The sequence below is a fragment of the Glycomyces salinus genome (genome assembly GCF_016428645.1).
Taxonomy (GTDB): domain Bacteria; phylum Actinomycetota; class Actinomycetes; order Mycobacteriales; family Micromonosporaceae; genus Glycomyces; species Glycomyces salinus.
Map to the genome: position 1 here is coordinate 1 of NZ_JAELXW010000050.1, position 18,460 is coordinate 18,460.

General features: G+C 70.2%; 22 protein-coding genes. 8 read left to right on the plus strand and 14 right to left on the minus strand.

Annotated features, from left to right (window positions below; translation table 11 throughout):
• Positions 1 to 1,488: alpha/beta hydrolase (locus JFB92_RS14610; protein ID WP_199040130.1), on the plus strand; the 1,488-nt coding region annotated here is incomplete at its 5' end.
• Between the two features lie 64 nt (positions 1,489 to 1,552).
• Here the strand turns inward: JFB92_RS14610 and JFB92_RS14615 are convergent.
• Positions 1,553 to 1,906, minus strand: a complete 354-nt coding sequence (locus tag JFB92_RS14615; protein ID WP_199040132.1) for a MerR family transcriptional regulator — start codon at positions 1,904 to 1,906, stop codon at positions 1,553 to 1,555.
• A gap of 63 nt (positions 1,907 to 1,969) precedes the next feature.
• Between JFB92_RS14615 and JFB92_RS14620 the strand changes: the two genes are divergently transcribed.
• Positions 1,970 to 2,680: an SDR family oxidoreductase gene (locus JFB92_RS14620; protein WP_199040134.1), complete on the plus strand. Its 711-nt coding sequence runs from the start codon at positions 1,970 to 1,972 to the stop codon at positions 2,678 to 2,680.
• A 25-nt stretch (positions 2,681 to 2,705) separates the two neighbouring features.
• Here JFB92_RS14620 and JFB92_RS14625 read toward each other — a convergent pair whose 3' ends face one another.
• From JFB92_RS14625 to JFB92_RS14645, 5 genes are all read right to left on the minus strand, one after another.
• The gene (locus tag JFB92_RS14625; RefSeq protein WP_199040136.1) at positions 2,706 to 3,743 is read right to left on the minus strand and encodes an endonuclease/exonuclease/phosphatase family protein; all 1,038 of its coding nucleotides are present in this window, start codon (positions 3,741 to 3,743) and stop codon (positions 2,706 to 2,708) included.
• Positions 3,744 to 3,837: 94 nt separating this feature from the next.
• The gene (locus tag JFB92_RS14630) at positions 3,838 to 5,001 is read right to left on the minus strand and encodes a sulfotransferase family protein (protein ID WP_199040139.1); all 1,164 of its coding nucleotides are present in this window, start codon (positions 4,999 to 5,001) and stop codon (positions 3,838 to 3,840) included.
• A 165-nt stretch (positions 5,002 to 5,166) separates the two neighbouring features.
• The gene (locus JFB92_RS14635) at positions 5,167 to 5,628 is read right to left on the minus strand and encodes an NUDIX domain-containing protein (RefSeq protein ID WP_233163258.1); all 462 of its coding nucleotides are present in this window, start codon (positions 5,626 to 5,628) and stop codon (positions 5,167 to 5,169) included.
• 157 nt (positions 5,629 to 5,785) lie between these two features.
• The gene (locus JFB92_RS14640; protein ID WP_199040145.1) at positions 5,786 to 6,208 is read right to left on the minus strand and encodes a DUF6220 domain-containing protein; all 423 of its coding nucleotides are present in this window, start codon (positions 6,206 to 6,208) and stop codon (positions 5,786 to 5,788) included.
• Positions 6,201 to 7,217 (minus strand): carboxymuconolactone decarboxylase family protein, encoded by a 1,017-nt coding sequence (locus JFB92_RS14645; RefSeq protein ID WP_199040147.1) that lies wholly within the window; start codon positions 7,215 to 7,217, stop codon positions 6,201 to 6,203. The genes JFB92_RS14640 and JFB92_RS14645 overlap by 8 nt, the downstream gene beginning before the upstream one ends.
• Before the next feature lie 211 nt (positions 7,218 to 7,428).
• On the opposite strand from JFB92_RS14645, the gene JFB92_RS14650 reads away from it, so the two are divergent.
• Both JFB92_RS14650 and JFB92_RS14655 read left to right on the plus strand, forming a co-directional pair.
• Positions 7,429 to 8,559, plus strand: coding sequence for a sensor histidine kinase (locus tag JFB92_RS14650; RefSeq protein ID WP_199040150.1), 1,131 nt, complete (start codon positions 7,429 to 7,431; stop codon positions 8,557 to 8,559).
• Entirely contained in the window at positions 8,556 to 9,218 is a 663-nt protein-coding gene (locus tag JFB92_RS14655) for a response regulator (RefSeq protein ID WP_199040153.1), read from the plus strand. Before JFB92_RS14650 ends, JFB92_RS14655 begins: the two co-directional genes overlap by 4 nt.
• A gap of 3 nt (positions 9,219 to 9,221) precedes the next feature.
• On the opposite strand, the gene JFB92_RS14660 is transcribed toward JFB92_RS14655, so the two are convergent.
• From JFB92_RS14660 to JFB92_RS14680, 5 genes are all read right to left on the minus strand, one after another.
• Positions 9,222 to 10,061, minus strand: a complete 840-nt coding sequence (locus tag JFB92_RS14660) for a YihY/virulence factor BrkB family protein (RefSeq protein ID WP_199040156.1) — start codon at positions 10,059 to 10,061, stop codon at positions 9,222 to 9,224.
• Positions 10,062 to 10,065: 4 nt separating this feature from the next.
• Entirely contained in the window at positions 10,066 to 10,551 is a 486-nt protein-coding gene (locus tag JFB92_RS14665) for a DUF7144 family membrane protein (RefSeq protein ID WP_199040159.1), read from the minus strand.
• Between the two features lie 85 nt (positions 10,552 to 10,636).
• Entirely contained in the window at positions 10,637 to 11,233 is a 597-nt protein-coding gene (locus JFB92_RS14670) for an anthranilate synthase component II (protein WP_199040162.1), read from the minus strand.
• Positions 11,226 to 11,546, minus strand: coding sequence for a hypothetical protein (locus JFB92_RS14675; RefSeq protein WP_199040165.1), 321 nt, complete (start codon positions 11,544 to 11,546; stop codon positions 11,226 to 11,228). The genes JFB92_RS14670 and JFB92_RS14675 overlap by 8 nt, the downstream gene beginning before the upstream one ends.
• Before the next feature lies 1 nt (position 11,547).
• On the minus strand, positions 11,548 to 12,546 hold the full coding sequence (locus JFB92_RS14680) for a class E sortase (RefSeq protein WP_199040170.1): 999 nt from the start codon (positions 12,544 to 12,546) through the stop codon (positions 11,548 to 11,550).
• Positions 12,547 to 12,729: 183 nt separating this feature from the next.
• Between JFB92_RS14680 and JFB92_RS14685 the strand changes: the two genes are divergently transcribed.
• Entirely contained in the window at positions 12,730 to 12,990 is a 261-nt protein-coding gene (locus tag JFB92_RS14685) for a cell division protein CrgA (protein ID WP_199040173.1), read from the plus strand.
• 160 nt (positions 12,991 to 13,150) lie between these two features.
• Here the strand turns inward: JFB92_RS14685 and JFB92_RS14690 are convergent, their stop codons facing one another.
• Together JFB92_RS14690 and JFB92_RS14695 are read right to left on the minus strand one after the other, a co-directional pair.
• Positions 13,151 to 14,311 carry a thiolase family protein gene (locus JFB92_RS14690; protein ID WP_199040176.1) on the minus strand — a complete coding sequence of 387 codons (1,161 nt, stop codon included), beginning with the start codon at positions 14,309 to 14,311 and terminating at the stop codon, positions 13,151 to 13,153.
• Complete coding sequence (locus JFB92_RS14695) at positions 14,304 to 14,819, minus strand: YbhB/YbcL family Raf kinase inhibitor-like protein (protein WP_199040179.1); 516 nt, start codon at positions 14,817 to 14,819, stop codon at positions 14,304 to 14,306. The genes JFB92_RS14690 and JFB92_RS14695 overlap by 8 nt, the downstream gene beginning before the upstream one ends.
• 146 nt (positions 14,820 to 14,965) lie before the next feature.
• Here JFB92_RS14695 and JFB92_RS14700 point away from each other — a divergent pair, with 146 nt between their 5' ends.
• A complete protein-coding gene (locus JFB92_RS14700; RefSeq protein ID WP_199040182.1) occupies positions 14,966 to 16,060 on the plus strand; it encodes an aminotransferase-like domain-containing protein in 1,095 nt (364 codons plus the stop codon).
• Positions 16,061 to 16,474: 414 nt separating this feature from the next.
• On the opposite strand, the gene JFB92_RS14705 is transcribed toward JFB92_RS14700, so the two are convergent.
• On the minus strand, positions 16,475 to 16,861 hold the full coding sequence (locus JFB92_RS14705; protein ID WP_199040186.1) for a hypothetical protein: 387 nt from the start codon (positions 16,859 to 16,861) through the stop codon (positions 16,475 to 16,477).
• Positions 16,862 to 16,979: 118 nt separating this feature from the next.
• On the opposite strand from JFB92_RS14705, the gene JFB92_RS14710 reads away from it, so the two are divergent.
• Both JFB92_RS14710 and JFB92_RS14715 read left to right on the plus strand, forming a co-directional pair.
• Complete coding sequence (locus JFB92_RS14710) at positions 16,980 to 17,486, plus strand: peptidylprolyl isomerase (RefSeq protein WP_199040189.1); 507 nt, start codon at positions 16,980 to 16,982, stop codon at positions 17,484 to 17,486.
• Positions 17,487 to 18,458 (plus strand): rhomboid family intramembrane serine protease, encoded by a 972-nt coding sequence (locus tag JFB92_RS14715; protein WP_199040203.1) that lies wholly within the window; start codon positions 17,487 to 17,489, stop codon positions 18,456 to 18,458.
• Positions 18,459 to 18,460: the final 2 nt, after the last annotated feature.

Here is an 18,460-nt window from a genome sequence, read left to right on the forward strand (position 1 = left end):
GCCGGCGTGGCGATGGCGGCCGCGGCCGCCATCGCCACGCCGGCGACCCTGCCGGCAGCCGCCGACGACGGCGACAACGTTGACTGGACCGCGTGCCCGGAGGACGTGACCGGCGGCGAGCGCCTCGAATGCGCGACGCTGGATGTGCCGCTGGACTACGGCCGGCCCGACGGAGACACCATCGACATCATGATCTCACGGCTGGCCAGCCCGAACCCGGAACAGCGGCGGGGCGTACTGCTGCTCAACCCGGGCGGGCCGGGAGGCTCCGGACTCTCGCAGCCGACCGAGCTGGTCGACCTGGGGCTGCCGTCCACCGTCTCCGACGCCTACGACCTCATCGGAATGGATCCGCGCGGCGTCGGGCACTCCTCGCCAGTAAGCTGCGGTTTCACCGTCGAGCAGGACTACTGGGGCAATGTCCCCCCGTACGCGGCCGACGCGGCGGCGGTCGCCGACCGGGCCGAGGCCGCCGAGGCGATCGCCGACCAGTGCGCCGCGAACGACCCCGACGGGATCATGCGGCACATGACCACGGCCAACACCGCGCGCGACATGGACTTCATCCGCGAAGCCCTCGGCGAGGACGAGATCAGCTTCTTCGGAGCCTCGTACGGCTCCTCACTGGGCTCGGCCTACGCCTCGATGTTCCCCGAGCAGAGCGACCGGATCGTGATCGACAGCAACCTCGGTGGGACCGCGCTCGACTGGGACGCGCAGCGCCGTTGGGGACCGGGATTCGAAGAGGCATTCCCGACCTTCGCGGCCTGGACGGCCGAGCGGCACGACAGCTATGGGCTCGGGCAGACCGCGGACGAGGTGCGGGACGGCTTCCTCGCCTTGGCCGAGCAACTCGACGAGCAGCCGGTCGGGGGCGTCGACGGCGCGTCGTTCCGCTTCCAGATGTTCTTCGCGCTCTACTCTGAGGCGTCGTACGCTCCGATGGCGAGGCTCTGGCAGTCGCTGACCGCATCCGACCAGGAGGAGGTCCGCACCCGGCTCGACGAACTTCAGTCGGCACCGCCGCTCGAAGCCGCCGAGACGACGCCTGAGCTCTCGCCCTACGACAACACCTGGTCCGCGCACCTGGCCGTCACGTGCAACGACACCGAATGGCCGAAGGACGTGCAGACCTACCAGGACGCGGTCGAGGCCGACCGCGAGCGGTACCCGATGTTCGGCGCCGCCGCCGCGAACATCAACCCGTGCGCGTTCTGGCACAATGACCCGGCCGAGCCGCAGGTGGAGATCGCCGATGAAGGGCCGCGGAACGTCCTGGTGCTCCAGAACCAGCGGGACGTGGCCACCCCGCTCGAGGGCGGACAGCTCGTGAGAGAGGCGTTCGGCGACCGGGCCCGCCTGGTCACCGTGGACGGCGACGGCCACGGCGTCTACGTGTACGGCGACAACCCGTGCGCGTTGAACACCGCCACGCGGTACCTCGTGGACGGCCGGATGCCCGACTCGGACGTCTCCTGCCCTGCTTAGAGCGAGTCGGCCCAGGCGATCACCGGGCCGGGTCCCGCGATAGTGCGGGACCCGGCCCGGTGCGTCATCGTGCGGCCGCCCGCGCCTCGGCGATCGCTATGACGTCGTCGAGTCGGCGCAGCGCGGTCCGCAGCCGGTCGACGGTGCCGCCGATCCGGTCGCGTTCGGCACGGAGCATCCGCCGCTGCGCCTCGTCGGTGAGCCCGGTGTCGATGCACGGCAGTAGCTCGACGATGCGGCGGCTGGAGAGGCCCGCGGCGTACATGTCCTGGAAGAACGTGACCCGCTCGACCGCGCTCTCGGAGTAGAGGCGCTGCCCGGACGGGCTGCGCTCGGGCTCGAGCAGGCCCTGCTCCTCGTAGTACCGCAGAGCCCGCACGCTGACACCCGTGCGTCCGGCGAGTTCGCCGATGCGCATCACAGTTTCCCCTTCGATTCGCTCTTGCCTCTGACGTCAACGTCAGGTTCTAGCGTAGTCCGTATGAAGATCAACGGAGCAACAGCAATCGTGACCGGAGCCAATCGCGGAATCGGGCGCGCCTTCGCCCAGCACCTGCTCGAGCGGGGAGCCGCGAAGGTCTACGCGGCGGCGCGCCGGCCCGAGACCGTCGACCTCCCCGGCGTCGAACCGATCCGCCTCGACATCACCGACTCCGAGCAGGTGCGGCGCGCGTCCGAGATCGCCGGAGACGTGACGCTGCTGGTCAACAACGCCGGTATCAACACCTTCCAGGACCTGGTCGAGGGCGACCTCGACAAGATCAGGCTCGACCTCGAGACGCACCTGTTCGGGTCGCTGAGCATGATCCGCGCCTTCGCGCCGGCACTGGCCGCGGGCGGCGGCGGAGCGATCGTCAACGTCCTGTCGGCCAGCTCGTGGTTCGCGCTGCGGGGCGTCGACTCCTACCACGTGGCCAAGGCCGCCCAGTGGGCCATGACCAACGGGGTTCGCCTCGAACTCGCCGACCAGGGGACGCTCGTCACCGGCCTCCACCTCGGTCTCGCCGACACCGACCTGGTCGCCGACATCGACGGACCCAAGCTGCCGCCGTCGCAGGTGGCACGCGCCGCCCTCGACGGCGTCGAGGACGACCGCTGGGAGGTGCTCGTGGACGACTGGAGCAAGGGAGTCAAGTCCTCCCTCGCTTTGGACCCGCGCCCGTTCTACGAGAACCTGACGCTTCCCGCCTGAGACCGATCGGTCGGCGGCTCGTCCGCTACGGCAGCCGGATCGTGGCCAGGACCGGGGAGTGGTCGCTGCCGTCCTTCGGCAGGACCTGGAAGTCCAGGACGGCGGCGCGCTCGTCGGCCAGGACGTGGTCGAGGGCGACCGCCGGGGGTCTGACCAGTCCCCGCAGGTAGCCCTCGAGCGGCCGCCAGGTCATTGCCAGGCCCTCCCCGGTGGCGTCGGCCGCGTCGGTGTAGCCGTCGTCGATCAACTCGCGCATCAGATGGTGGTCCAGGGTGGCGTTGAAGTCGCCGGCCAGGATCCACGGGGCGCCGTCGTCGGGGCGGGGCATCTCGGCGAAGTCCTGTTCCCAGTGCGGGATCCGGTGCGGCGCGTACGGTGCGGCGGCGTGGACGGCCAGGAACCGGACCGTCTCGCCGCCGCCGAGGTCGACCTCGGCGGCGACCTGGTAGAAGATCCCGTCGGGTTCGGCCTCCTCCAGACGCTCCAGCGGATGCAGCGAGTACAGGGAGGTGCCCTCGGCGGCCCAGCCGCTGGTGATGATCGAATGCGGCATGAGGTCCTCGAGCCCGAGCCGCGCCAGCTCGTCCTGGGCGTACGGGGTCATCTCCTGGACGCTCAGCAGGTCGGGCTCGTGCTCCTCGACCAGGTCGACGACGTACTCCAGGTTCCCCGATCCCACATAGAGGTTCACGCTCATGACCGACAGTTCGGGACCGGACGCGGACGGCTGCTCGTCCGCGATCGCCCTAGGGGCCACCGCGGCCGCCATCGCGACCGCGAGCAGCGCGGTCGCGGCGACCGCCCGCCAGTGCCTGACCGCGGCCTGGACCCCGGCCCAGACGGCCGCCGCGGCGGCCGCATACGGCACGAACGCGATCGAGGTGACCAGCGGCCAACCTGAATCGATCCCGAACAGCCGCACCGCCGCGTAGACGGCGACGCCGAACGTCGAGAACCAAGAGAGACCGCGAACGAGGCGCCGCCGATACCAGGCAGTCCGCGGACGCTCATCTGACCGCTCGGCGGTCGCTTCGGCCGTATCGGCTCCAGTGGCTTCGCTCATCGAAGGGAGCATAGCGGGCCCCGGCAATCGAACCCGCCAACCGGAGTCCAATGAGGAGTCGCGCCCAAGCCGCGAACTCGGCGGCGAGTGTGGTTCAGCGCATGGCGTGGACCATGCGGGTGTAGTCGCCGAAGGCTCGGTCGACCGCGTCCTCGTCGAGGCCGTAGTGCGCCAGGCTGTACTCGTGCCCGCGCTTCATGCCCGGGCGGGCCAGGACGCGGCCGAGGTTGTCGTGGTCGTCGTCGGTCCAGTCCATCTCCAGGCGCTCGAAGATCCCCGGCAGCTCCCCGTAGGGGTTGCCGGTGAGCTGGTGGTAGGAGACGTCGACGATCTGGTTCCGGGGAAGCTTGGCGCGGCTGCTGCGGGCCGTGTCGACCATCCGCGAGAGCATCTCGATCCAGTCGGCGCCGATGTGGTGCGGATCGTACTCGCGGTTGGCCAGCGCCGTGCCCGACTCCATGAGCGAGCACCAGGACCCCATGACCGTGTTCGGGTCGCGGTGGGTCCACAGGATCTTCGCGTCCGGGAAGACCTTCAGGATCGTGTCGAGGTTCTCCAGGTGATAGGGGGACTTGAGGACCCACCGCTTGCGCGGGGCGCCGGTCTGGAGGACCTGGAGCACCTGCTTGTAGTACTGGAAGTCGGCCAGGTAGTCGTGCTCGTCGAGCCACGCGCGGTACTCCGGGAGCCGGAAGCACACCAGGAGGTTCCGCCCGTGCGGCAGGGCGAACACGCACTCCTCGGGGGATTCGGGCTCCATCGGGTGGATCTGCTTGAGCGAGGGCGCGAACCGGTGGCCGAACGCCGACATCTGCGCGGCGACCTTGCGCCGCTTGCGCTTGAGTCGCTCGTCGATGTCGAAGCGGTCGGTGGCCTGGAGCTCCCACATCAGCGGGGCCCGGTTCCCTTCAGGACGGGCGAGGATCTTGTGCGCCAGCGTGGTCGCGGTGCGGGGGAGCCCGGTGACGATGACGGGCCGGTCGATCGGCTCGTCGGCGATCTCGGGGTGCTCGGCGATCAGGCGGCGGACCCGGAACCGGTTGGCCATGCGGGTGCGCAGATCGGTGAGCATGCCGGTCCAGCCGAGCCCGGAGATGGTCGGGACCGTCGCGACCTCGCGCAGGAGCGTGCGGTACTCCTCGAGGAACGTCTCGTCGCCCGCGGACGAGCCTCCGGAGTCCTGCTCCGCCCGCGCCACGATCTTGTCGAACGCCGCGTCGGCGTCGGAGCGCTGCTTGCGCGACGAGGACTGAAGCATCGCATTGATCGGAACGACCATTCTGGAGACACGGCGCATCTGATTCAGTTCCTCTCAGGGGGGCAAAGGGTTCCAGTTCGAATCCTGGCACAGTCGCGGGCGGACGGCCATACCGGATCGGAAACAAACTTTGCCGTGATCCCCCCTTGGCGCCGGGCCGGCGGTTCACCGGGTCGCGGCGAAGCGCTCGACCGCCCGGTCCAGGAAGCAGTCCATCTCCCAGTCGATCCCGGCGGCCCTGGCCGGGCGGAACTCGCAGTGCATGCGAATGCCGTTGTCGCCGTCCTCGCTGGAGACCACGTGGTCCCAGGCGTCCCGGTCGTCCCTGGTCGCCAGCCAGCTGTAGGTGGTGACCTGGTGGCCTTGGACCAGTTCCGGTTCCAGGAACAGGAGGTTTCCCATCACCTCCCCGAAGTTCAGACCGCGCACGCCGGTCTCCTCCACCGCCTCGCGGATCGCGGCCTCACCAGGTGTCTCGCGAGGGTGCGCTCCGCCTCCGGGAATCTGGGTCCCCGCCTCCGGGGCGTCGAGGTGGAGCATTACCAGGACCTCGATCTCGCCGTCGGCGGCTCGTCGGAGCACATAGGAAGCGGCGCGCTGGCGGAACTCGAGGACGTTCTTGAGCATCGGCACCAGCCCAGTCTCGCAACGGAACCGACCGGCGGCAACAGAGATTTCACCAGACCGGCCCGCGTAGCAGGAGTCCGCGGCACCGGGGATCCGGTGCCGCGAACGGGTGTTTCCTGGTGTTCTGTTCGGGTGTTCCGACCGGACGAGTCCGCCGTCAGGCCGGGGCCGGTTCGACCGCGGACTCGGCGCCCTCGGACCGCTCGGCGAGCTTCTTCTTGGCGATTCCACCGGCCTTGCCGGCGACCTCCATCATCCCGATGCCGACCGCCACGTGCAGCATGAAGATCACCTGGCCGACCACAGTGCCCTCGGTGCTGACCAGTACGATGACCGACTGGAGGACCACCATCCCCAGCAGGATCGCGGCCAGCCCGACCAGTCGGCCACCGGCCCTGGCGAGCGCCGCGAACAGGATGCCCAACAGGGTCACGACAGTGATCAGGCGGCCGTTCAGGATGTGCAGCTCGAAGTCGTCCCCGATCGAACCGCCGCCGTAGACGCCGTAGCCGGCCAGCAGGAACTGGAGGCCCAGCAGGATCCCCAGGATCACCATCCAGACTCGGAAGAACTTAAGCATCGACCGCTCCCAACTGCTCGCACTCAGCCTGAATCCGGTCCACCGCGCTCATCGCCCCGAACGAGGCCAGCATGACCACGCAGTGATCGGAGATCTCCCCGCCCCGCCAATCCTCGACCTCCCGGTCGGTCAGCGACCCGGGGTCCAGGGCCGCCTTCGCCGCCACGCGCGCCCCCAGCGCCGCCCGAGCCGGAAGCCCGTCCAGCCCCTCGATCTCGACCGGCCACGACAGCAGGCCCAGCTCCCGGTCTACTGTGGCCTCGACGGCCCGCGCCGCCCGCTCGCTCAGCAGGCCCCGCCCGCACGAGGCGACCGCGCGCAACTGCGCGTACGCCCGCCCGCTCGGCGAGTCCCCGGCCCAGGCCGGGACGGTCAGGTCCAGACCCGGCCAGAGCTCCTCGAGCCACGCGGGCCGGTCCTCCAGCAGCGCCAGGCTCGAACCGGGCTCCAGCCGCAGACCCACCGCGTTCCGGACCATCCGCGAGGCCACCGAGCGGCCCAGCCTGGTCGACATCGACGGGTGCGGAGGTGCATTGGTGGCCATCACCTTGACCATGCGAGTGATGAACTCGAACGCCAGCAGCGTCCCGATGAAACGCGGAGCGGCCTCGGCCTCGAACGGCCCGACCGGTCCCGGCCGCTCGGTCCAATCGACCAGTTCGGCGTGGGTGCGCGGCCTGCGTCCCTCGCTGAGAGTATCGGCCAACTCCTGCTCGCCCAGCGCGTGCAGCAGCACGCTGTGGGCGTCGACGCAGAACCGGCACGAGTTCTTCACCGCGACCGACAACGCGACCACCTCCTTGGCGGCCCGCTCCTCCGGACCGCCGACCAGAAGGGACTCGCGCAGCAGCGACCACATCGCGGCGAGCGTCTCGGGGGAAGGGGTGAGCATGGCGAACGTGGCGCCGACCGCCCCGAGCTCGGCGCGGGCCTGGCGGTACACCTCGGCTATCACGCCCTCGGCGTCACCGGGGTCGACCGGCGTGATGTGTCGTATGGAGGGTGGCATGACACTTCTCCTCGATGGGTTCGCGGCGAGGGGAATGCCCCGCCTGCCATCCAGCCTCCCCGCCGCGGGCCCCCGCGTCGTCGTCCCGGCGGCGGCAATCCCGCCCTCGCCGAGCGCCGCAGGTGACGTGCCCGCATACGCCCCGGGTAGTACGCCCGGCCTGGAGCCGCAGGTAGACGCCGCCTCGGATTCCCCGGCCTAGGATGAAACGATGTTCAAGCGCCTGCCCATCGGACGAAGGGACCTGGCCCTCGCCATCGCCCTCGCGGTGCTCATCGAGACGCTCGCCGTCCTCCGCGGAGAGCCCCTGCCCCCGTGGGCCTGGATCGTTCTGGGGATCAGCCCTGTCGCCCTGATGTTCCGCCGGGCGTTCCCGCGCACCGTGATGGGCGTGGCCATCGGCTGCATGCTCGTCCTGGCCCACCTCCAGTTCGGGGCCCTCACGATCCTGCCCGCGCTGGTGGCCATCGGCACCGCCATGTACACCGGGTACCGGGCCTGGACCATCAGCGCGGTCTTCGCCGTCTCCGCGTTCGCCGCGCTCAGCTTCTGGCAGGGCGCCGACCGGCAGCTCAACGCCGAGGTCGTCCGGAACACGCTCCTGGTGGTCGGCTGGCTCCACGTCGCGATGATCACCGGCGAGTCGCGGCGCCAGCGGGACGCCTACATGGAGGAGGCCGAGCACACCAAGGAAGAAGCGGTACGCCGCAAGGCCGCGGACGAACGCGTGCGGATCGCCCGCGAGCTGCACGACTCCCTGACGCACTCGATCTCGGTGATCCGAGTCCAGGCCGGAGTAGCGATCCATTTGGCGCGCAAGCGCGGCGAGCAACCGCCCGAAGCGCTGGTGGTGGTCGAGGAGGCCGCCAAGGACGCCACGTCCGAGCTGCGCGAGACCCTGACGATGCTGCGCGGCGACGAAGGGCCCCGCCTCGCCCGGGTCAAGGAGCTGGCAGCGCGATACGAGGGACTGGGCTTCGACCTGGAGATCGACTGCCTCGCCTGCGACGAGGTCGACGTCGCCCCCGAGGTCGACCACGCGGCCTACCGGATCGTGCAGGAGGCGCTGACCAACGCCGTCAGGCACTCGGGCGGCGACCGCGTGACCGTCACCGTCGCCCACGACAGAGGCGAGCTCGCCATCGAGGTGTTCGACAACGGCACCCCGGGCGGATTCGAACCAGGACGCGGCATCACCGGCATGCGCGAGCGCGTCGATTCCCTGGGCGGGGAGCTCGCGGTCGGACCCACCGCCGGCGGCTTCGCCGTCCGCGTGCGTCTCCCGGCCCGCGCCGACGTCCTGGAGCCCCAGGCCGTGGACCTAGAGAGGATCGAGCAGTGATCAAGGTGCTGCTGGCCGACGACCAGCCGCTCATGCGCGGCGGCTTCAAGGCGCTCATCGAGGCCGAGGACGACATGACCGTCGTCGCCGAGGCCGCCGACGGGCCCGCCGCGGTCGAGCTGGCGCTCGAGAGCCGCCCCGACGTGGCGCTGGTCGACGTGGAGATGCCCGGCGGCGACGGTATCAGCGCCGTCCGCGAGATCGCCGAGTGCGCGCGGCTGGCCGACCTGCGCGTGGTCATGCTGACCAACTACTCGTTCGACTCCTATGTGTTCGACGCGCTGCGCGCCGGAGCGGCCGGGTACCTGGTCAAGGACACCGAGCCGGAGGAGTTGCTGCGCTGCGTCCGCGCCGCCGCGGCGGGCGAGACGCTGCTGTCCCCGGCGATCGCCTCGAAGCTGGTGGCCGAGTACGTGGCGCACCCGCCTTCGCGGCTGGCCGGGAAGGTCGACGGACTGACCGAGCGCGAATCCGAGATCGTGGCGCTGGTCGCGCGCGGCCTGACCAACACCGAGATCGCCGAGCGCCTGTTCATCAGTCCCGCCACGGCCAAGACCCACGTGCACCGGGCGATGATGAAGCTGCGGGTGCGCGATCGCGCGGGCCTGGTGGTGTTCGCCTACGAATCGGGCATGGTGCAGCCCAGAACCGGCCAGTGATCTTCAGTCGACGGCGGCCTCGTCCTCGTCCGGCTCGGTCCGGTCCGAGGCGTTGAACTCCGAGCCGAACAGCAGGACGGCGTTGGTGATCCACAGCCACACCAGGAACACGATGACGCCGCCGAGGGTGCCGTAGGTCTTGTCGTAGCTGCCGAAGTTCGCCGCGTACAGCCCGAACAGGGCCGAGGCGGCGAGCCACAGCGCCACGGCCAGGGCCGCGCCGGGCGCGCGGAAGCCGAAGCCGCGCCGCTCGGCCGGGCCCAGCCAGTACAGCAGCGCGACGATGACGACCACCAGGACCAGCACGACGGGCCACTTCACCCAGTCCCACACGGTCACCGCGGTATCGGTGGCGCCGACCGCGCCGCCGATCTGTCGGGCGAGCGCCCCTCCGGTCGCGGCCACCATCGCGCAGGCGGCCACCATCGTCCCGACGATGACCGTCAGCACTACGCGCACGATCAGGACCGCCCACCACTTGCGGGTGCGGCTGGCCCCGTCGACCGCGTCGAGCGCCCTGGAGAAGGCCGCCACCCAGTTCGAGGCCGCCCACAGCGCGCCGGCGAGGCCGACCAGGGCCAGCACTCCGGCCGCCGCGGGATTCCGCTGGAGCCCGTCGACGGCGGTCTCGACGATGTCGAACCCGTCGGCCGGGACGATATCGCGCGCGCCGTCCAGCAGCTCGGCGGTGGCGTCGTCGTCGAGCATGCCGATGATCGAGGTGCCGACGAGGATCGCCGGGAAGATCGACAGGACCGAGTAATAGGTCAGGGCAGCGGCGGTGTCCGAGCGGTTCTCCGCACCGAACCGCTTCGCCGCCCGCACCACTGAACGTCCCGCCATCGTTTCACCGTGCCAGGCGGTGCGCCGGGTGTGGGCCTAAACGGGAGATTCGGTCCCGCTCGTCGGCCTCGGGCCCCGCCTCGATCCGGATGGCGAGGACCCAGATGACGAGGACGTCGGCCGCGATCGCCAGCGTCGACCACAGCGGGTACTGCGGGGCCAGGAAGAACTGGCCGATCGCCGAGACCGCCGCGACGCCGCACGCGAGCAGGGCGCCCGCACGCCGCCGCCGGTCGCCGCGACCGGACGCGGTCATCACGACCGCCAGGACGATCGCGGCCAGGCCGAGGAGCAGGTTGAGCCAGCCCCAGCCGGGGCCGTCGGCCCGGTGCCAGTAGCCGTCGCCGGAGAACGCGGCCGCCTCGCCGGTGGCGATCGAGTAGCCGATGAGCACCTGCCAGGCCCCGGTGAGCAGCAGCAGCATCGACGCGAAGGCGAGACCGCCGTCGGGCCGGGGCCCGGGGCGAGGATTCCAGTCCTCTCGAGTCACGTGTCAGCAGTCCCCCGCGTCCGTGTGGGTGTGCGGATCGGTGCGGATCGACCGGACGCCGCGGCCCGATCGACCGCCTCGGTTCCTAAATGGCCTCACGAGCCGATTCGGGCAGCCTCCCCAGCCAGTTCTCCAGGAGGGCGCTGCCGTCCTCGGTGAGGATCGATTCGGGGTGGAACTGCACGCCCTCGACGTCGGCGTCGAGGTGGCGCAGCGCCATGACCACGCCGTCGGCCGTGGAGGCGGTCACCGCCAGCGGAGGGGAGACGGTATCAGGCTCGACGGCCAGGGAGTGGTAGCGGGTGGCGGTCATCGGGCTGGGGCAGCCGGCGAACAGGCCGGAGCCGTCGTGGATGATCGCGGAGGTCTCGCCGTGGCGCAGTTGCGGGGCGCGGACGACCGAGGCGCCCCAGTGCTCGGCGATGACCTGGTGGCCCAGGCACACGCCGAGGATGGGCACGCGGCCGGTGAAGCGGTCGAGCAGCTCGTGGCCGAGGCGGGCCTCCTCGGGGCGGCCGGGGCCCGGAGAGAGCAGCACGCCGGCCGGGCCGAGCTCGACGGCCTCGTCGACGCTGGTCTGGTCGGAGCGGCGGACTTCGACGCGGGCGCCGAGGGCCCGCAGGTAGCTGACGATGGTGTGAACGAACGAGTCCCGGAAGTCGACGACCAGGACACTACCCATCGCCCTCCTGATCGTCCTCGCCCGGCTCCGGCGACTCCGCGGTCTCGTAGTCCTCGGGATCGGCGTCGCTGTGCCTGCAGTCAACTCCCGGGGTGCAGGTGGGTTCGTCTCCGGCGGGCTCGTCATCGCCGCCCTCCTCGTTCTCGACCAGCGATCCGCCCTCGTCCGGGATGTTGCTCCAGGGCATGATTGGGCGGACGGCCGGGAAGATCGCGAACCACAGCAGCGCCAAGACGCCCGCTGTCAGGGCCAGCGATCCGATGATCTTGCCGGGCAAGCCCAGCGGAAGTTTTCGCCAGATCCATCCGTACATCTCAGACCTCCGGATCGACCGCGGCGTCGGGCAGGTCGCTGTCGGGGTCGCGTTCGACGGTGTCGACCAGCTGGGAGTAGACGACGTACCGCTCGAAGTTGTCCCACAGCGGATGGCACGTGAACAGCGTCATCCAGTAGTCGTCGTCGCCGGGCTCGACGCCGGGCTGCTGGGGTACCGGCGCGGTGATGTCGACCTCGGTCTCGTCGACCACGACGTGATCGGTGACCTCGTAGACGTAGAAGTTCTCCTTGGTCTCGATGACGACCTTGTCGCCGGGTTCGAGCTCGCGGATCTTCTGGAAGATGATCGGCACGTTGTGCCCGGCGAGGGTGAAGTTGCCCTGCTCGCCGGGGTAGGCGCCGTCCAGGTAGCGGCCGGGCGCGTACTCGATGTCGGACAGGTCGGTCCCCTCGACCAGGATCCAGGGCTCGGGCCGGATGTCCGGGGCCCACATGCGGGCGAAGGCGTCGCCGAGCTCGGGCACGGGCGCGCCGTCGACCTCGTCCTCGCCGGTCTCGGCCTGGTCCCACATGATGTCGAGGTCGCCGGAGAGGTCCTGCTGGTGGTCGTTGACCTCCGCGGCGACGCCGTAGACCTCGTAGACGGCGTAGAGCAGGACGATGACGCCGAAGGTCACCAGGATCTCGCCGATGCCTCGCACGGCCTTGCGGCCCGTGCCGCCGCCCTCGCCGCGGTGGCGCTTGACGGTGAGCTTCTTGCGGACCTCGCTGCCGGCGCCCTCCGGGGCCGGGACCTCCCCGCCAGGGATCTGCGGGAGGATCGCGGTGCCGTCGGGAGTCGGGATGAGCCCGGGCCGGTCCTTTCCGGCCGAAGGCGGTCGCAGCGGCGTGGTCTGGTCGCTCGGAGGCTCGTCGCCTCCGCCGGGCGCCTCGGATCCGGGACCGGGCACACGGGCCCTGCCCGAGCTCGGGTTGCCGCCCGGCTGCCCGCTCGGCGGCTCCGAGCCGGGGAAGGGCGACCAATCCTGGTTGCTCACTTGGGGCGCTCGCCTCCGTCGGTGCAAGTGATCGGCTCGTAGAGAAGGTTCCGAAACCTTAACGTCTGAACCCAGCCTATGGTTACGACTCAAGTTCAAGTATCGCCCGAACGGGCAAAGCGGTGTGTACCGGCGCTCACGGTACGCTAGAGCCGGACCTGTCCCTCAGTTGGAGATTCGACGATGCCGAAGTCACGTGTGCGCAAGAAGAAGGTCTACTCGAACCCCACCAATACGGGTTCACAGACCAGCGACAGCTACGAGCCGAGCCCGCTGTGGGTGCCGATCACCGCGGTCTCGCTGATCGTGATCGGGATCGGCTGGCTGGTGCTCTACTACCTGTCCGGGCAGGCCTACCCGGTGGCCGCATGGGGCTACTGGAACCTCGCGGTCGGCTTCTCGTGCATGGTCGCGTCTCTGCTGGTGCTCTCCAAGTGGCGATAGCGAGGCCGCACTCACACTGAGGCGGCCACCGCTCCCGCACGATATGTCGGACCCCGGACTTAGACTTGTCGTTGGACCAATTTACGGCTTGCAAGCTTCGCCGAGGCGGGGTTCCTTTATGTCGTATTTATCGCTTTAAATCGGGTTTCACTTTTCGCGGTCACCGCAGCAGCTCGAAGACTGTGGCGTTCGCCATACCGCCGCCCTCGCACATCGTCTGGAGCCCCCGGTGCGCGCCGGTGTCCCTCATGTAGTGCAGCAGCGTCGTCGCCAGCCTGGCGCCCGAGGCCCCCAGCGGGTGACCCAGCGCGATCGCGCCACCGCGCGGATTGAGCCGGTCCTCGTCGGCGCCGATCTCGGCCAGCCACGCCAGCGGCACCGAGGCGAACGCCTCGTTGACCTCGAAGACGTCGATCTCGTCCAGATCCAGACCGGCGCGGTCCAGGATCCTCGCCGTGGCCGGGATCGGACCGTCGAGCATCGTCACCGGGTCCGAGCCGACCGCCGTCGCCGCCGCGATCCTCGCCAGCGGCGCCACCCCGAGCCGCCGCGCGTGCTCGTCGGTCGTGATCACCAGCGCCGCGGCCCCGTCCGAGATCTGCGAGGACGACCCGGCAGTGACCGAACCGTCGGCCTTGAACACCGGCTTCAGCCCGCCGAGCTTGGCCATGTCCGTGTCGCGCCGGATGCCCTCGTCGGCCTCCACCCCGGCCAGCGGCGCGATCTCGGCCGCGAAGGCGCCCTTATCGGTCGCGTCCGCGGCCTTCTGGTGGCTGGCCAGGGAGAACTCGTCCATCGCCTCACGGGCGATTCCGTAGCGCTCGGCCACCAGCTCGGCGGCCAGCCCCTGCTGGAACAGCACCGCCTCGCCCGCGTCCACCCGGTCGGCGTAGCGCACGCGCACCGCCGGACCGTAGGGAGTGCCGACCCCGGTCGAGACGTTCGAGCCCATCGGGGCCCGGCTCATCGACTCCACGCCCCCGGCCACCACCACGTCGGCGTGCCCGGCCAGGACCGCCGCGGCCGCGCTCGACACCGTCTGCTGGCTGGAGCCGCACTGCCGGTCGACCGTGGCGCCCGGGATCGTCTCCGGCCACCCGGCGGCCAGCACCGCGTTGCGGGCGATGTTCCAGGACTGCTCGCCGACCTGCGTGACGCATCCGAACAGCACGTCGTCGACCGCGTCGGGCTCCAGGCCGGAGCGCTCCAGAGCCGCGTTCAGCGCGTGCGCGGCCAGATCGACCGCGTGCACCCCCGACAGGCCGCCGCCGCGCCTGCCCAGCGGCGTGCGCGCCGCCGCCAAGACCACCGCCTCAGGCATTGCGGTACACCGGGGTGATCAGGCCGCGCGCCAGCACGGCGAAGGTCAGGTTGAAACTGCCGACCGCGTTCGAGGCGTCCGGCGGCACCTCGACCTTCTGGCGCAGGGCGTGCACGGCGAAGATGTAGCGGTGCGGGTAGTCGCCGGCGGGCGGGGCCGCGCCCATGTAACCGACCTTCCCGCCGTCGTTGCGCAGCTGCACCGCCCCGGCGGGCGGGGCGTCGGCGGCCCCGGTCGGCAGCTCGGTGACCGAGGCGTCGAGGTTGAGCAGCATCCAGTGCCAGAAGCCCGACCCGGTCGGGGCGTCGGGGTCGAAGCAGGTCACGGCGAACGCGGCGGTCTCGTCCGGGAAGCCGGACCAGGACAGCTGCGGGGAGACGTCGTTGGGGGCCACCTGCGGCTGCGGCAGCGTCTCGCCGTCGACGACGTCGGTCGAGGTGACCTCGAACGACGGGATCCGGGGCAGGAAGTCGTACGGCCAGGGAGCCTGCGGACGGTCGAGCGTCATCGATTTCCTCCTAGTGGCGAAGCCTCTGGGGCCCAAAGGAGAGCCCCTCACTTGCACCGTATCGCGCCGAGCCCGCGCCGGTCAGGTGCACCGCGCCACCGGCAAGCCGCTCGACGGAGCCGTCGGCGGCCGCATACCCTGAGGGCATGCCGAACACCGACGTCATCTCATTCTCCCGGGGCGCTCCGTCGCTCGACATCGTCGACACCGAAGGAATCAAGGCCGCCGCCGCAGCCGCGATCGACAAGGACCCGGCGCGGGTCACCGGCTACGGCACCTCCGTCGGCTACCCGCTGCTGCGCGAGTGGATCGCCGCCAAGCACGACGTTCCGGTGGAGTCCGTGCTCGTCACCAACGGCTCGATGCAGGCCGACGCGTTCCTGTTCGACCAGCTGGTCGAGCCCGACTCCCCGGTGATCGTCGAGCGGCCCACCTACGACCGGACCCTGCTGGGCCTGCGCAACCGGCACGGTCGGCTCCACCCGGTGACCGTCCAGGCCGACGGCCTCGACGTCGACGAGCTCGAAGGCCTCCTCAAAGGCGGCGTCCGCCCGACGCTGGCCCACATCATCCCGAACTTCCAGAACCCGGCCGGCGTGACGCTCTCGGGCGAGAAGCGCGCCCGCCTGCTGGCGCTCGCCGAGGAGTACGACTTCACGATCTTCGAGGACGACCCGTACCTCGACATCCGCTTCCGCGGCGAGCAGTTCCCGACCATGCTCTCCCAGGACGACTCGGGGCGCGTGGTGTACGCCTCCTCGTTCTCCAAGACCGTCTGCCCGGGGCTGCGCACCGGCTACCTGGTCGGCCCGCCCGACCTGATCAAGTCGATCGCGACGGCGGCCACCAACACCTACATCGCCCCGAACATGTTCGCCGAGGCCACCATCTACCAGTTCGCCGCCTCCGGGGCGCTGGACCGGTCGATCGCCACGGTCAAGGCCGCGCTCGAGGAGCGGGTGGACCAGCTGGCCGCGAGCCTGCGGGCGCACCTGCCGGACGCCGAGTTCGTCGTGCCCGACGGCGGATACTTCCTGTGGGTGGACCTGGGCGAGGGCGTCGACTGCGCCAAGGTCTCGGCCGCGGCGGCCGACGAGGGGGTCCAGGTGGTCAAGGGCACCGACTTCGTCGTCGACGGCGGCGAGTCCTGCCTGCGTCTGGCCTACTCGGCCGTCCACGCCGACCGGATCGACGAAGGGGTGCGGCGCCTGGCGAAGGCAGTCGAGGCCTCCCGCGCCTGACCACTACTTCACGTAGCGGTCGAAACACTTTGTGTGGAAACGGGATGGCGGTTATGCGACATGGCGTATAACCGCCACCGGAAAACCCTTCACATAGGGCCTGCGGGGCGCGAGAATCGGTCTCGTGAAACGCGGCGGATGGCTGCGACGCTCACCGAGAGACACGGTGAGACCGCGGATTCAGCCGCCGGCCGCGCGGAATGACCGTATTCCCGCCCCCATTGGCGCCGGATCGGTGAACTCGCCCACTCCCCCCCGGGGCGAGGCACCGGTCCGGCGTTCAACTTCTCATCACGAACGGGCAGAGCGGATTTCGAGCAGCCTCCACCATGCCCCCGGCCCCGCGCGCGGCGCCGTGCACCGAGCGATCCATCCGTTCGGCCGGGGGTCATCGGGCCGCCTTCGGCTCCGGCCTCAGCGCGTCACGCTGTCGACGAGCTCCTCGCCCAGCTGCGGGTCCTGGAGCCGCGGGTCGTCCCGCGAGGGCTCCTCGGTCTCGTCGAGCAGCTCGTCCGCCAGCAGCGCCTCGCCCATCGACTCGGTGCGGCGGCGGTAGATCAGGTAGGCCAGCGCCCCGCCCGCGGCGACACCGACGCTGATCGCGCCGGCCACCCACGGCCACTTGGCGGCCTGCTTCTTCCTGATGCCGACCTTGGTGAGCATGACCTCGACTCTCGGTCCGGCGGCGTCGCGCGTGCCCTTCGCCGCGGCCACCCCGGCGTTCTTCAGGTGGGAGACCCCCTGGCTCAGGTTATCCCTGACCTCCCGGGCCGGTGCGGTCGATTTCCGGCTGAAACCCATCGTGATTGCCTCCTCTAGGTGCTTCCGTACGTCTCATGTTGCCCCGCCTTGTGACACCCGTCGAGGGAAACGGGGGAGAAAGTTGGAACGACATCCGGCACATGGCACCATGGACGGCATGACTGTGGCGACTCTCAATACCAATGTCGGTGACATCAAGATCAAGCTCTACGACGACCACGCGCCCAAGACCGTGGCGAACTTCGTGGGCCTGGCCGAAGGCACCAAGGAGTACAAGGACCCCAACACCGGGCAGCCGGGCTCGGGTCCGTACTACGACGGTGTCATCTTCCACCGGGTCATCGACGGCTTCATGATCCAGGGCGGCGACCCGACCGGCACCGGTCGCGGCGGCCCCGGCTTCCAGTTCGCCGACGAGTTCCACCCGGACCTGCACTTCGGCAGCCCGTACCTGCTGGCCATGGCCAACGCCGGGCCCGGCACCAACGGCTCCCAGTTCTTCATCACCCTCGGCCCGACCCCGCACCTCAACGGCCGCCACACCATCTTCGGCGAGGTCACCGAGGGCCAGGACGTGGTCGACCGGATCGGCAAGACCGCGACCGGACCGTCGGACAAGCCCGTGAACGACATCGTCATCAATTCGGTGAGCATCGAGCGGTAGATGAGCGAGGAGCAGTCGCCCCCGGTCTGCTACCGCCACCGGAACCGCCAGACCTACCTGCGGTGTGTCCGCTGCGATAAGCCGATCTGCGCCGACTGCCGAATCGACGCGCCCGTGGGGTTCCAATGCCCCGACTGCGTCGCCGAAGGCCGGAAGTCGGTCCGCCGAGCCCGCACGGCCTTCGGCGGCCGCGCCACCACCGCCTTCGGTGGCGGCGCGGGCGGATCGGCCGGCGTCGTCACCAAGACGATGATCGGCGTCAACGTCGCCATGTTCGTGCTCACGCTCGCCGTCGGCGGCATGAGGGCCGTCGGCGGGGCCGCCACCGAGCTGCACTACGCGTTCGCTCAGGCGAGCTTCTTCTTCTACAACACCTCTACCGGCGGCACCGTGGCCCGCCCCGACGCCCACATCGACCTGTTCGGCAACCCGCTCTCACTGCCCGGGGTCTCGACCGGCGGCGAGTACCGGCTGCTGACCTCGACGTTCATGCACTACGGCGTCATCCACCTTCTGTTCAACATGGTGGTGCTGTGGATCCTGGGCCGGGTCCTGGAGAAGGACCTCGGCTCGCTGCGGTTCCTGTCGGTCTACCTCCTCTCCGGTCTTGCCGGGAGCGTCGCGACCTACCTGTTCGCCGACCCCGCCACGCTCAGCGCCGGCGCCTCGGGGGCCATCTACGGCATGTTCGGCGCGCTCATCATGATCAACCGGCGGCTGAGCCGGGACAACTCCGGCCTGTACGTGCTGCTGGGCCTGAACCTGGTGCTGACATTCATGGTGCCCTCGATCAGCATCACCGGGCACCTCGGCGGCCTGGTCGGCGGCGCGATCACCGGCGCGATCCTTTCCTTCACGCCCCGGAACAAGCGCTACCTGCACTGGATCGGCTTCGCCGCGTTCCTGGCGCTGATGGCGGCCCTGACCGTATGGCGCACCGGCGTCCTCGAAGCCCAGTACGGGCTCGTCTGATC